The organism is Nocardia farcinica (assembly GCF_029867845.1).
In the GTDB taxonomy this organism is placed as follows: domain Bacteria; phylum Actinomycetota; class Actinomycetes; order Mycobacteriales; family Mycobacteriaceae; genus Nocardia; species Nocardia farcinica_A.
Map to the genome: position 1 here is coordinate 15,853 of NZ_JARWRU010001125.1, position 12,496 is coordinate 28,348.

Consider the following 12,496-nt stretch of genomic DNA (forward strand, 5'->3'; position numbering starts at 1 on the left):
CCGCTGGATCACTCACTTCGGCCATCTCCCGTCATTCGTCTGGCGTGTGGTTTCCCGGCGCGCCGCCGCGGGGGCGCACCGGTGGGGTGCACTTCCTGTTTCGCGTGCTGGGGCCGGTTGCCGCCGAGGCCGGGCAGCAGGCTGTGGCCGCGATAGCTCAGGAAGGTCTGAACCAGCCCGAGCACGAGTATTCCCGACACCACCGAGAAGCCGATCCAGTACTCCGTCGGCAGCAGCACGCCCGCCGCGCCGCCGACCACCCAGCTCAGTTGCAGAGCGGTCTCCGAACGGCCGAAACCGGAGGCGATCGACTCCGGCGGCAGGTCGTCCTGGATGGAGGCGTCCAGCGAGACCTTGGCCAGTGCGCTGGCCGCCGAGGCCACCAGCGCCGCCACCACCGCGCCGAGCAGGTTGTCGGCGAACACCGCGAACAGCGCCACCGCCGTGCAGGCCCCGGCGCAGCTCACCACGATCACCGCGGGCCGCCCGAGCGGGATCCGCGCGCCGGTCGCGTTGCCCGCGAAGTTGCCGATGCCCGCGGCGGCGCCGACCGCGCCGAGCATGAGGGCCTGCTGCAGCGGCCGGTGCTCGGTGGCCTTGGCGACGAAGGCGATGTAGAAGGTCAGGAAGCCGGTCAGCACCCGGATGGAGCTGTTGCCCCACAGCCCGGAGACGACCGCCCGGCCGAGCGGCTGCCTGCGCTTGCGCGGGGGCACGCTGGATTCGGTGCCCGGACGTAGCACCTCGGTGCGGGCGTCGTCGCCGTGATAGCCGAACGTGGCAGGCACCTCGCCCTCGGTGACCTCGACCCAGCGTGGGATGCGCAGGCTCAGGTAGGCGCCGCCCGCGGCGATCAGCGCCGCCAGGATCAGCGACCCGGTGGAGCCCGCGACCGCCGCGACCAGGCCCGCTATCGCGCCGGCGCCGATGGTGCCGCCGACCAGGCCGAAGACGGTGAGCCGGGAGTTGGTGCGCACCAGGTCGATCTCCGGTGGCAGCACTCTGGGCGTGACCGCGCTCTTGAGCACGGAGAACGATTTGGAGCCGATCATCATGCCGAGCGCCAGCGGATACAGCGCCCAGCTGTCGAACTCGAGCACCAGGATCACCGCGAGCACCGCGCGCACCGCGAACGAGGTGGCAAGCGCCAGCCTGCGCCCGCGCTGCAGGCGGTCCAGCAGCGGGCCGATCAGCGGGGCGATCACCGCGAACGGGGCGATGGTGATCAACAGGTACAGCGCGACCTTGGACTTGCTCTCGGCGGTCGCGCTGGCGAAGAACAGCGTGTTGGCCAGCGAGACCGCGATGGCGGCGTCCAAGGCGAAGTTCGCCATGGTGGCGTAGGTCAGGGCGGTCAGGCCGGACTTGTCGGCGCCGTCGGCCTTGGCGGCGCGCTGGAAGGTGGCGATGCCCTTCTCGGTCAGCTGCCTGCCGCGCATGGCCGCGACCCTGGTCACGGTCAGCTTGCGCGGCATGTGCGGCTCGCCGAGGGTGCGCCCCGCCCCGGTCTCGGCGTCTGGCAGCGGCGCGGTGGGCGGCGCGGTGGGCGGCGCGGCCGGGGACGCCTGGGGTGACGCGGCAGGCTGCGGGGTGGTGCGCGCTGTGGCGCCGGGACGCGGCTGCCCCTGCGGGCTGTCGCGCGGCGCGGACGGCGGAGTGGAACCGCCCGGCGCGGATCGCCCGGTGGTGCCGCGCTTTTCGAGCGGGGCGAGCGGGGGCGGGGGCGCGTAGCGCTCGGGATCGAGCGGGGGCAGCGGGGTGCGCCGTCGCGGGGGCGAGACCGGCGGCGGGTACCGGTCGTATCCGGGATGCCGCTCGATCGGTGGTGGTTCGTCTCCGTTCCACGGACCGCCGTCCCACGGACCACGCTCGGGACCGTGTGGATCGCGGGAGGTAGTCACCCCCCAATTCTGGCGCACTTCGTCGCGGGAGGTTCACTCGCGCTCGACCTCGGGCTCCGTCGGACCGGTCATTCCGGGACGAAACGGACCTCGAAGACGGTCGGCCAGTACTTGCCGGTGACCAGGAACCGGTCCGTGCCGGGCAGCGCGGCGATGCCGTTGGCGACCTCAGCGCCTGCGCGTTCGGCGCGGGTGAGCAGACCGCCCAGATCGGCCACCCCGGTCACCTCGCCGGTGTCCGGGTCGATACGGAGCACCTCGGCGCCCGGGTAGTCGTTGGCGTAGACGGAGCCGTCCGGCGCGCAGTCCAATTCGTTGAGGTGAGCGCCTTTTCGATCGCGCAGGCGCAGGGTACCGGTCACCTCGAAGGTGGTCGGGTCGCGGAAGGTGAGAGTGTCGCCGCCGTCGCTCATCACCAGCCGTCCCTCGCGCGCGCACAGGCCCCAGCCCTCGCCCTCGTAGCGCACCTCGCGCAGCACGCGCAGCGTCCGTGGATCGCGCGCGAAGGCCACGCCCTCGCGCCAGGTGAGTTGCCACAGGATCGCTCCGGTGTGGGCGATCCCCTCGCCGAAATACGTGTCGGGCAACTCCGCGGCGGCCAGTTGCCCGCCGGTCGCCAGATCGGTGGCGCGCACCCAGGAGCGGCCCTTCAACCCGGTGCTCTCGTAGAGCACGCCGTCGACCACCTCGAGGCCCTGGGTGAAGGCGGTGCGGTCGTGCGGACGGGTGCTCACCACCTCGACGCGCAGCCGCGGCGCCGGGTCCTGCGGCTGCCCGCATCCGGCCGCGACGAGCGCACCGACCAGCACACCGGCGGCCGACGCACGCAGAGTGCGTTCCATACGGCAAAATGTAGGCCGTGAGCGCTGTGTCTGTTTCCGAGCCCGAGGTGCGTCCCGTCCTGGTCGATGCCGCCGACCTGGCTCGCCGCGCGCTCCTGGAACTGGAGCCGAGCGGTGTGGGCGATCATCTCGGTGTCACCGCCGAGGGCGAGACCGCCGCCACGCACCGCTTCGAGTCCACCCTGCCCGGCTATCGCGGCTGGCAGTGGGCGGTGGTGGTGGCCGCGCCGCCGGACGCCGAGCACGCCACCGTCAGCGAGTCCGCGCTGCTGCCCGGCCCCGACGCCCTGGTCGCCCCGGAGTTCATCCCGTGGGAACAGCGCATCCGCCCGGGTGATCTCGCGCCGGGCGACCTGCTCGCCCCGCCCGCCGACGACCCGCGCCTGGTGCCCGGCTACGTCGCCAACGGCGATCCCGAGGTCGACGAACTGGCCCTCGAGGTCGGTCTCGGCCGCCCCAAGGTGCTCAGCCCCGAGGGCCGCGCCGAGGCCGCCGAGCGCTGGTACACCGAACACGGCCCCGACACCGACATGGCCAGGGCCGCCCCCGGCGTCTGCGGCACCTGCGGCTTCTACCTCCCGCTGGCGGGCGCCCTGCGCGTCGCCTTCGGCGTGTGCGCCAACGCCATGGGCGCCGACGGCCGGGTGGTGCACGTGGAGTACGGCTGCGGCGCGCACTCCGATGTGGAACTGCCAACCGGCAGCGGGTCGCCCCGCTACGAGGCCTACGACGACGCGGCCGTTGACATCGTCCCGCCCGAGGAGTTGCGCAAGCCGGAGCTGCGCAAGTCCGCCGAGGCGCGGGCCGCCGCGGCCGGTGAGGACGTGGCCGGTGAGGACGTGGCCGGCGAGGACGCGACCGGAGGCGGCACCGGAGCGCAAGCCGAGCAGGAACGGGCCGAGCAGGAACGGGTCGAGACCACGACTGCCGCTGTGGACGAGTCACGGTCGAGCGGGCCCGCTTCGGACGGCGCCGCCGCCGACGCCGTGGCGGCCGCCGAAGATGTCGCGGACGACGCGTCCACCGCGGAGCCGGCGGCCGAGGACGCCCCGGAGTCGTCATCGGCGCTGAGCTGAGTGGTCCGGCCGACCCGTTCGGGACGGCGGCGCTGCGGGCGGGCATTCTCGCGGCCTGGCGGGATTCGCCGACGCGGCTGCGCGAGGACGCGGCCACCGAGGCCGACCTGGTGCGGGCGGGCTATCGTGACCGGCTGCTGACCGAGCTGGCCCAGAACGCCGCCGACGCCGCGAGCAAGGCCGGTGTGCCGGGCAGACTGGCCGTGCGTCTCGACGGCGACAGCCTGCACGTCGCCGATACCGGTGCGCCCCTCGATCTTTCCGGTGTCCACGCGCTGACCGCGTTGCGCGCCTCCGGGAAACCGGACGGCGGTGCGAACGTCGGCCGCTTCGGTGTCGGTTTCACGGCCGTCCGCTCGGTCGCCGACGAGATCGAACTGCGGTCCCGCGCGGGCGGTATCCGCTTCTCCCTGGTGGCCACCCGCGCCGCCATCGCCGAGGCCGCCGTGCCCGGCGCCGTCGCCACTCCGCCGGTGCTGCGCCTGGCCTGGCCCGCCGAGCACCCGCCCGCCGAGGGCTGGGACACCGAGATCGTCCTGCGCCTCCGCCCGGAGGTCGACGCGGACGCCCTGCTCGCCGCCATGCGCGCCGAGGCGGTCGACCTGCTGCTCGAACTGCCCGCGCTCCAGGAGATCCGGGTCGGTTCCGACCTCTTCGGCTCGCGGACGCGCTCTCTCGGCGCTGCGGGCGAGTCCGCCCGCCCCGGCCTGGAGGAGGTGCGGATCACCACCCCGGACGGCACCCGCACCTGGTGGCAGTATCGCGCCCCCAGGTCGCGCTGGCTGCTCCCGGTGCGCGACGGCAGGCCGATGCCGGTGGCCGAGGACGTGCTGCGCGCCCCGACCCGCTCCGACGAGGAGTTGTCGCTGCCCGCCCTCCTCGTCGCCGACCTGCCCATGCAGCCCGATCGTCGTCGCGCCCTCCCCGGCGCACGGGTGGCCGATCTCGCCGCGGGCTACGCGGATTTCGCGCGCGCCCTGCCCGAACACGCCCGCCTGGCGCTGGTCCCGGTCCCCGGCTTCGCGCGCGGTGAGATCGACGGGCTGCTGCGCGAGGCGGTTCTGCACGAATTGCGCACCCACCCCTGGCTGCCGGTCCACCGCCGCCCGGGGGAGCGGGGCGGCGACGGTTCCGGCGGTGCCGGCGACGCGCCGGTGGCCGTCCCGACGCGGGCGAGCGTCTTTCCCGGTCTGACCCCGGAACTGGCGATCCCGCTGGACGAACTGCTCGGCCCGCTGGTGCCGCCGGAACTGTCCGGTCCCGCGCACGCCGAGGCGTTGGCGGTGCTGGACGTGCACCGGCTCGGCCTGGCCCGCGTCGCGGAGGCCACGGCGGGCCTGCGCCGTCCGCCGAGGTGGTGGCACGCGCTGTACGCGGCGCTCGAGCCGTTCGTGGTCGACCCGGTGGCGGCGGAAGCGCTGGGGGCGCTGGCGGTTCCGCTGTCCGACGAGCGGGTGGTGACCGGCCCGCGCACCGTTGCGCTCGACGACGGCCTGGGGGAGGCGGTGTCACTGCCGTGGGCGCGGCTGGTGCATCCCGAGGCCGCGCACCCGCTGCTGGCCAGGCTGGGGGCGCGGACGGCGACCGCCGCCGACCTGCTCGCCGACCCGGCGCTGCGCGCGCTGCTCGACGACGATCCGGCCGACGCGGAGATCGTCGCGGCCGTGCTGCGGTTGGTCCCGCACGCCGCGCCCGATGCGCTGCCGGACTGGCTCGGCCTGCTCGAACTGCCCGACGAGACCGGCGCGACGCGGCCAGCCGACGAACTGCTGCTGCCGGGCGCGCCGCTGGGCGAGGTGCTGGTGGCGGACTCGCCGTTCGGTGTGGTCGCCGACGAGACCGTGCGCACCCACGGGGCGGAGGCATTGCGCGCCGTCGGCGTCGGCTGGAACTTCGGCATCGTCACCGAGACCGATCCGACCGGGCCGGACCATCACCTCGACGACGAGGAACGCTGGTGGGCCGGGCTTGAGTCCGATCCCGAGAACTTCGCCGCGGTGCGCGATCTCGATCTGGTCGACGACGACGCCTGGCCGCGCGCCCTGCGATTGCTGCTCACCGACCCGCGCACCGCCGAACTCTTCGGCGACCCGCGCGGCTACACCCCGTGGTGGTTGCGCGAACACGCCCGTTACGCCGGAATCCCGCTCGGTCACCACCGTTTCCCCGGTGACCCCGAATTCGCCGGTCTGCTCCCGGAATTCCCCGTCGGCGATCTCGGCGCCGACCGGGTGCGCCTGCTGCGCACCGTGCTCGCGGACCCCGCCGCGATCGACGCCGGCCTGGCGCACGCCCTGCTCGACGCCCTGGCCGACCCGGACCGCGCACCCGCGCCCGCCGTGGTCGCGCGCACCCACCGCAGGCTCGCCGCCGCCGTCGCCGCGGGCACCCTCGACGTGGACGATCTCGACCTGCCCGACCGGGTGCGGGCGCTGTCCGGCGAGGCCGTGGACGCGGGGGAGGCGATGGTGCTCGACCTGCCCTGGTTCGGCCTGGCCGTCACCCCGCGACGGCTGGTCCCCGGGGGCGGTGCGCACGCGGCGGCGCTGGCGAATCTGCTCGACCTGCCGCTGGTCTCGGAGGCGGTGACCGCCGAGGTGCTCGGCGTGGGCAGGCGCACCGGCTGGGCCGACGAACCGCTCGGGGTGGTGCTGGCCGAACTGACCGGCGCGCCCGAGCGGATCACCGCCCCGGGGCAGTCCGCCCCGGCGGAGTACGCGGCGGGGGAGTTGGTGGGGCACACCGAGTTTCTGGTGCGGCTCGCCGGCGCGGGGCGCGGCACGGGGGCGGTGCCGGGGGGGCGCGAGGGCGCCACCACCCACGTGCTGGCCCCGGCGCCGCTGGGCTGAGCGGCCTCTGCGCGCGGCCCTCAGCCGGCGGCGGGATGCGCGGCGTATCCGGTGACCATCTCGGTGATGAGGTCCAGTTGGGTGCGCACCGCTTCGCTGTCGTTGTCGACCAGCCAGCGCAGGACGAGGCCGTCGATCATGTTGAGGGTGAACCGGCTCAGGATCTGCACCGGGATCGACCACTCGGTCTCGGTCGCCTCGCGGGCGTGGTCGAGGATGTCGGCGACGGTGGAGTCGTTGAAGGCGTACTGCTCGCGGGCGATGGCCAGTTTCGCGGGTGTGCTCTCACCCTCCCGCAACGCATAGGTGGTGGTTTCGTAGGTGAGCAGCTGACGTTCGGGTGTCGCCTCGATGTTCAGCCACATCAGTTCCAGGCCCGCGCGCACCAATTTTTGAAGCGCTTCTATTCCTGTTCCGACGTCCTGCCATACCGTTTCGTCGGCGTCCACGGAATCGCGCAATTCCATGGACAGCGCTTTGGCCAGTTCGGTCATCAGCGCGTCCTTGTTTTCGAAACAGTAGTGCACCACTCCGAGCGAAACACCAGCTGCCTGAGCGACATCGCGCGTGGTCACGCCCGCGACGCCCTTCTTCTCGGCCAAGCCGATAGCCGCCTCGATAAGGTGGGCCCGTCGTTCTTCGACGCTCAATCGGGAGGACACTCCAGCGAGTTAAGCGTTCCGAACTCCCGCAGTCAATTCACGGCTACCCATGTATCGATCAGGCTGTCGACTGGACGATTGTCCAGTTGTGTGGTTCGCTCCGACCCGGAGAAAGGGAGGATTGATGCACGAGGCTGTCAGCGGTACCCGTTCGCCGGAAATGAATCGCCGGACCCTGCTCGCCCGCACCGGCGCCGCCTCGGCCGCGCTCGCCGTCGCCGCGACGGTGGCCCCTGGCCCGACCGCCATCGCGTCGGCGGCTCCGACGGCCGGATACCGGGTCGGCGCCGGCATCTCCGACATCACCGGCCCCGCCGGCGAGTGCGGGATGATGGGCTACAACCAGCACGGCCAGGACCCCGCGGGCAACCACCTGCGGCCCCGCGCCCGCGCCTATGTGTTCGAGGCGGGCGGGGAACGGGTGGTCTTCGCCGTCGCCGAGAACGGCATGATCTTCCAGTCCGTGCACCGCGGCGTCCTGCTCGAACTGGCCAGGCGCTACGGCGATCTCTACACCGAGCGCAATGTGCTGCTCACCTCCACGCATTCGCACGCCTGCTGCGGCGGGTCGAGCCACGACTACGCCTACAACCTGTCCATCCTCGGCTTCCAACAGCAGGTCTACGACGCCGAGGTGCAGGGCATCGTCGAAGCGATCGCCGCCGCCCACGACGATCTCGCCCCGGCCACCCTCGCCCTCGGCCGCGCCGAACTGCGCGACGCCAGCGTGAACCGCTCCCTGGTGGCCTTCGAGCGCAATCCCGACACCGACAAGGCGGTCTTCCCCGAGGCCGTCGACCCGGCCGTGACCGCGCTGGCGATCGACCGGGGCGGCAGGCGGGTCGGCGCGATCACCTGGTTCGCCACCCACAACACCTCCATGACCAACGAGAACCGGCTGATCAGCTCCGACAACAAGGGCTACGCCTCGTTCGCGCACGAGCACATCGACCACGGCGTCCGCTATCTGGACGGACAACCCGATTTCATCGCGGCCTTCGCCCAGACGAACGCGGGCGACATGTCACCGAACCTGAACCTGCGACCCGGCTCCGGGCCCACCGAGGACGAGTTCGAGAACACCCGCATCATCGGCGAACGTCAGTACGCCGCGTCGAAATCGGCGCTGGCCGCCGCCCGCCCGATCGCCGGGCCGGTGGGCGCGCAACTCTGCTACATCGACCTGTCCGACATCGCCGTGGACGGCCGCTTCACCCCCGACGGGCAGCCGAGGCACACCGCCCCGGCGGCCGCCGGGGTCTCGCTCGTCGCCGGCAGCGTCGAGGACGGCCCCGGCCTGCCCGGATCGCCGGTGCCGGAGGGCGTGCGCAATCCGCTGATCGACGCGCTCGGCGATCCATCGCGGCCCGCGCCGTCCTGGCTCGCCGACGCCCAGGCGCCCAAGGTGATCGTCGCGCCGCTCGGCCTGCTGCCGCCGGTGCCGTGGGTGCCGAGCGTGGTGCCGATCCAGATCATGCGCATCGGCGAGCTGTATCTGGCCGCGGCGGGCGGGGAGTTCACCATCGTGGCCGGTCTGCGGGTGCGCCGCGCGGTGGCCGCCGCCCTCGGCGTCCCGGTCGACCAGGTGCTCATGCAGGGCTACGCCAACGCCTACCACCAGTACGTGACCACCCCGGAGGAGTACGACGCCCAGCAGTACGAGGGTGGCTCCACCCTGTACGGCCGCTACACTCTGCCCGCCTACGTGCAGGAGTTCACGCGGCTGGCAACGGCTTTCGCGGCGGGCGCGGCGGTCGGGCGCGGCCCGGCCCCGCGCGACGTGTCGGCTCTGCAGCCGAATTTCGTCCCGGCGCCTGGCCCCGACGCCGCCCCGGCGGGCACGGCCTTCGGCGACGTGCTCGTCCAGCCCGCCGCCTCCTACGCGCGCGGCGAGCGCGCCTCGGTCGAATTCGTCTCCGCGCACCCGAAACACAACCCGCGCCGCAACGGCACCTTCTGCGAGATCCAGCACAGGCAGGGGCAGCGCTGGGTGCGGGTGGCCAACGAGGGCGAGTGGGCGGTGCGCTTCCACTGGAGCAGGCGCGGCAGCGCCGAGTCGGTGGCCCGCTTCACCTGGGACATCCCCGCCGACGCCGCGGCGGGCAGCTACCGCTTCGTGCACTTCGCCGATCAGCTCGCCGCCGACGGCGGTCTGCGGCCGTTCACCGGTACCAGTGCCGAATTCACCATCGGCTGAGCCGGGCTCAGAGCCCGGTCTGCGCGCCCTTGGCCCCTCGGCGGGCGCCTCGGCGCTGGACCAGGTAGATCACCAGCGCGATCCCGCCGACGAGAATCCCCATGAGGCACACCGGCCGCGCGGATTCCCAGCGGTCCCCGCTCGCCCACACCACGATCGTGGCCAGCACCCACAGGGCGATGCCGATGGCCAGCACCGGTCGTGGGTCGGTGAGCCGCGGCGGGATCTCGGGAACGTCGGTGGGCACGGACCCCAGGGTAGCCCGGCGAAGGTGCGCAGCGGTCACGGTGTGTCCCGTATCGTTTGGCGGGTGACGACGCCATCGGATGTGAGAGCCTTGGCCGGCGAATTGTCGCTGGCTGTGGTCCGGCTCACGCGACATCTCCGCGGCCGCCGCGCCGATTCACCGGTCTCGCTGACCCAGCTGTCCGCGCTGGCGACCCTGGCCCGCGACGGAGCGATGACCCCGGGCCAGCTGGCCGCCAAGGAACGTGTGCAGCCGCCCTCGATGACGAGGGTCATCGCGTCGCTGTCGGATCTGAAGCTGGTGGAACGCCAGCCGCATCCGACCGACGGGCGTCAGATCATCGTCTCGCTCTCCGCGTCGGGCATGGCTGTGCTGGCCGACGAGGCGAGCGCGCGCGAGGCGTGGTTGTCCGAGCGCCTGTCCGGGCTGCCGGAATCGCAGCTGGCGGTGCTCGCCGAGGCGATCGCCGTGATGAACGAGATCGTCACCGAGGCGGAGTAGCCGCGCCGGGTTCGGCGTTCGGCGTTCGGCTCAGCGTTCGCCGAAAGGCCGGTCGCTGTCGACGATCTCGCGCCCGAGCGGGAACAGCGACAGCGGGATGAACTTGAGATTGGCCCATCCGAACGGGATGCCGATGATCGAGACGAACAGCGGGATGCTGGTGAGCAGGTGCCCGATCGCCAGCCACCAGCCCGCCACTATGAACCAGATGATGTTGCCGATCAGCGAGCCCGCGCCCGCGCCCGGCTTCTCCACCGTGGTGCGCCCGAACGGCCACAGCACGTAGACCGCGATGCGGAACGAGGCGATGCCGAAGGGGATCGTGACGATCAGCACGAAGCAGATGAGGCCGGCGACGATGTAGCCGAGCGCCATCCAGAAGCCCGCGAAGATCAACCACAGGATGTTGAGCACCAACTGAATCGGCTTCACGCCCACCAGCATGCCAGTTTCCCGGCGGGTGCGCTCGTGCCCCGGTCGCCGGGGGTGACGCGGCGGGGGCGCGGCCGGCCGTGCGCGCGGGCCGGCAGGATGGGCGGGTGGCCGAAGTGATCGACGTGGACGACCCAGCCGACCCCAGGGTCGACGACTTCCGCGACCTGTCCGACGCCGACCGCCGCCCCGACCTGCCCGGCCGCAAGGGCCTGGTGATCGCCGAGGGCGTGGTGGTGGTGCGGCGCATGCTGGATTCGCGGTTCACCCCCGCAGCCCTGCTCGGCGTCGGCAGGCGCCTCGACGACCTCGCCGACGACCTGGCCGGGCTCGACGTGCCCTGCTATCGGGCCGACGCGCAGGTCATGGCCGAGATCGTCGGCTTCCACCTGAACCGGGGGGTGCTCGCCGTCGCGCCGCGTCCACCCGAGCCGACCCTCGACGAGGTGCTCGACCGGGCGCGCACGGTGGCCGTGCTCGAAGGCGTCAACGACCACGAGAATCTGGGCTCGATGTTCCGCAACGCCGCCGCGCTCGGGGTGGACGCGGTGGTGTTCGGCCCGCGCTGCTCGGACCCGCTCTACCGGCGTTCGGTGCGGGTGTCGATGGGGCACGTGCTGCGCGTGCCGTTCGCCCGTGTCGCCGCCTGGCCGCGGGATCTGGACGTGCTGCGCGAGCGCGGATTCCAGCTCGTCGCCCTGACGCCGAACCCGGCGGCCGTCACCCTGGCCGAGGCCGTGACCGGCGAGCGGGTGGCCCTGCTGCTCGGCGCCGAAGGGCCGGGCCTCACCGAGGAGGCCATGGACGCCTGCGACGTGCGCGCCCGCATCCCCATGACGCCCGGCGTCGACTCGCTCAATGTCGCCACCGCCGCCGCGATGGCCTTCTACGAACGGATCCGCACCACGTGAAGGGGGAGACCGTGACGACCCCGCCCGCCGACGACCCCTACCGTGCCCTGCCGCCGGTCCGCGACCCCACGCCCTGGGCGGCGGGCCTGACGGTCGCCGCCCTGGTCGCGGTGCTGGCCACGGTGGCCGTCTACGCCTTCGGCTACGCGCTCGGGCAGGTGCACCCGCTGCTGTCCGTGCTCATCAACGTGGTCGCCGTGGGCGGCGCCGCGCCGACGGCCTGGCGCTGGCGGCACATCCCGGTCACCCGATGGGTGCTGCTCGGTTGCGCCGCCGGCGTCGGACTCGGGTGGCTCGGTCTGCTCTTCGCCGGTCTCGCGGCGTTGTGAAGGGTGTGTGGCGGGTGTCCAGAGGGCTGAACGCCGCCACGCCGATACGTCCGCGCGTCGCGATCGGTCGTGCTCCGGCGTGTCGGGGTCGGTTCGCGCCGTTCTCGGTGGGGCCGATCGGGTGTCAGGTGGCCCTGGTGGCGTCGCGGAACCAGCCGAGGAACCCGCGACGCTCCTTCTCCGGCGCCGTCGCGGCAACCTTCCGCGGTGCGGCGACGACCTCGGGCGGCGCGGTGACGATGTCGCGGGGTGCGGCGGCTTCGCGGGGTGTGACGGCTTCGCGGGGCGTGGCGGCTTCGCGGGGTGCGGCGGCTTCGCGGGGCGTGGCGGCTTCGCGAGGCGTCGTCGCGACGGGCGGCTGTTGCTCGCTCGCCCGCACGGCCGTGGCCGCGCCGGACTGTGGGGCAGCCGACCTGCTCCGCTGGCCGTAGCCACGACGCGGCGGGCCGATCAGAGGTTCGTCCACCGGCCGCGCCGCCTCTGCCGATTCGGTCGCGGCGGCGGCCGCGGGCGGGACCAGTGCCGCGCGGGGGGGGCGTGGGGGGGCCG

11 protein-coding genes and 1 pseudogene are annotated in these 12,496 nt (G+C 73.2%); 6 read left to right on the forward strand and 6 right to left on the reverse strand.

Features of this window, described 5'->3' with window-relative positions:
* Positions 1–8 precede the first annotated feature (8 nt).
* Together QH283_RS25005 and QH283_RS25010 are read right to left on the reverse strand one after the other, a co-directional pair.
* Positions 9–1,901 carry an MFS transporter gene (locus QH283_RS25005; RefSeq protein WP_280505385.1) on the reverse strand — a complete coding sequence of 631 codons (1,893 nt, stop codon included), beginning with the start codon at positions 1,899–1,901 and terminating at the stop codon, positions 9–11.
* Positions 1,902–1,969: 68 nt separating this feature from the next.
* A complete protein-coding gene (locus QH283_RS25010; RefSeq protein ID WP_280505386.1) occupies positions 1,970–2,743 on the reverse strand; it encodes a glutaminyl-peptide cyclotransferase in 774 nt (257 codons plus the stop codon).
* Between the two features lie 17 nt (positions 2,744–2,760).
* On the opposite strand from QH283_RS25010, the gene QH283_RS25015 reads away from it, so the two are divergent.
* The gene (locus QH283_RS25015) at positions 2,761–3,819 is read left to right on the forward strand and encodes a DUF3027 domain-containing protein (RefSeq protein ID WP_432420776.1); all 1,059 of its coding nucleotides are present in this window, start codon (positions 2,761–2,763) and stop codon (positions 3,817–3,819) included.
* A 44-nt stretch (positions 3,820–3,863) separates the two neighbouring features.
* Entirely contained in the window at positions 3,864–6,668 is a 2,805-nt protein-coding gene (locus QH283_RS25020) for a sacsin N-terminal ATP-binding-like domain-containing protein (protein ID WP_280505395.1), read from the forward strand.
* A 20-nt stretch (positions 6,669–6,688) separates the two neighbouring features.
* Here QH283_RS25020 and QH283_RS25025 read toward each other — a convergent pair whose 3' ends face one another.
* Entirely contained in the window at positions 6,689–7,270 is a 582-nt protein-coding gene (locus tag QH283_RS25025) for a TetR/AcrR family transcriptional regulator (RefSeq protein ID WP_432420777.1), read from the reverse strand.
* Between the two features lie 184 nt (positions 7,271–7,454).
* Between QH283_RS25025 and QH283_RS25030 the strand changes: the two genes are divergently transcribed.
* Complete coding sequence (locus tag QH283_RS25030; protein ID WP_280505388.1) at positions 7,455–9,527, forward strand: neutral/alkaline non-lysosomal ceramidase N-terminal domain-containing protein; 2,073 nt, start codon at positions 7,455–7,457, stop codon at positions 9,525–9,527.
* Positions 9,528–9,534: 7 nt separating this feature from the next.
* Here the strand turns inward: QH283_RS25030 and QH283_RS25035 are convergent, their stop codons facing one another.
* On the reverse strand, positions 9,535–9,774 hold the full coding sequence (locus QH283_RS25035; protein ID WP_280505389.1) for a DUF2530 domain-containing protein: 240 nt from the start codon (positions 9,772–9,774) through the stop codon (positions 9,535–9,537).
* A 63-nt stretch (positions 9,775–9,837) separates the two neighbouring features.
* Between QH283_RS25035 and QH283_RS25040 the strand changes: the two genes are divergently transcribed.
* The gene (locus QH283_RS25040) at positions 9,838–10,275 is read left to right on the forward strand and encodes a MarR family winged helix-turn-helix transcriptional regulator (protein ID WP_280505390.1); all 438 of its coding nucleotides are present in this window, start codon (positions 9,838–9,840) and stop codon (positions 10,273–10,275) included.
* A gap of 30 nt (positions 10,276–10,305) precedes the next feature.
* On the opposite strand, the gene QH283_RS25045 is transcribed toward QH283_RS25040, so the two are convergent.
* Positions 10,306–10,719 carry a YccF domain-containing protein gene (locus QH283_RS25045; RefSeq protein WP_414689556.1) on the reverse strand — a complete coding sequence of 138 codons (414 nt, stop codon included), beginning with the start codon at positions 10,717–10,719 and terminating at the stop codon, positions 10,306–10,308.
* 95 nt (positions 10,720–10,814) lie between these two features.
* On the opposite strand from QH283_RS25045, the gene QH283_RS25050 reads away from it, so the two are divergent.
* Positions 10,815–11,618 (forward strand): TrmH family RNA methyltransferase, encoded by an 804-nt coding sequence (locus QH283_RS25050; RefSeq protein ID WP_280505391.1) that lies wholly within the window; start codon positions 10,815–10,817, stop codon positions 11,616–11,618.
* Positions 11,619–11,629: 11 nt separating this feature from the next.
* Positions 11,630–11,947 (forward strand): DUF2537 domain-containing protein, encoded by a 318-nt coding sequence (locus QH283_RS25055; protein WP_280505392.1) that lies wholly within the window; start codon positions 11,630–11,632, stop codon positions 11,945–11,947.
* A gap of 124 nt (positions 11,948–12,071) precedes the next feature.
* Here the strand turns inward: QH283_RS25055 and QH283_RS25060 are convergent.
* A pseudogene (locus tag QH283_RS25060) lies at positions 12,072–12,496 on the reverse strand (hypothetical protein); the annotation flags it as partial.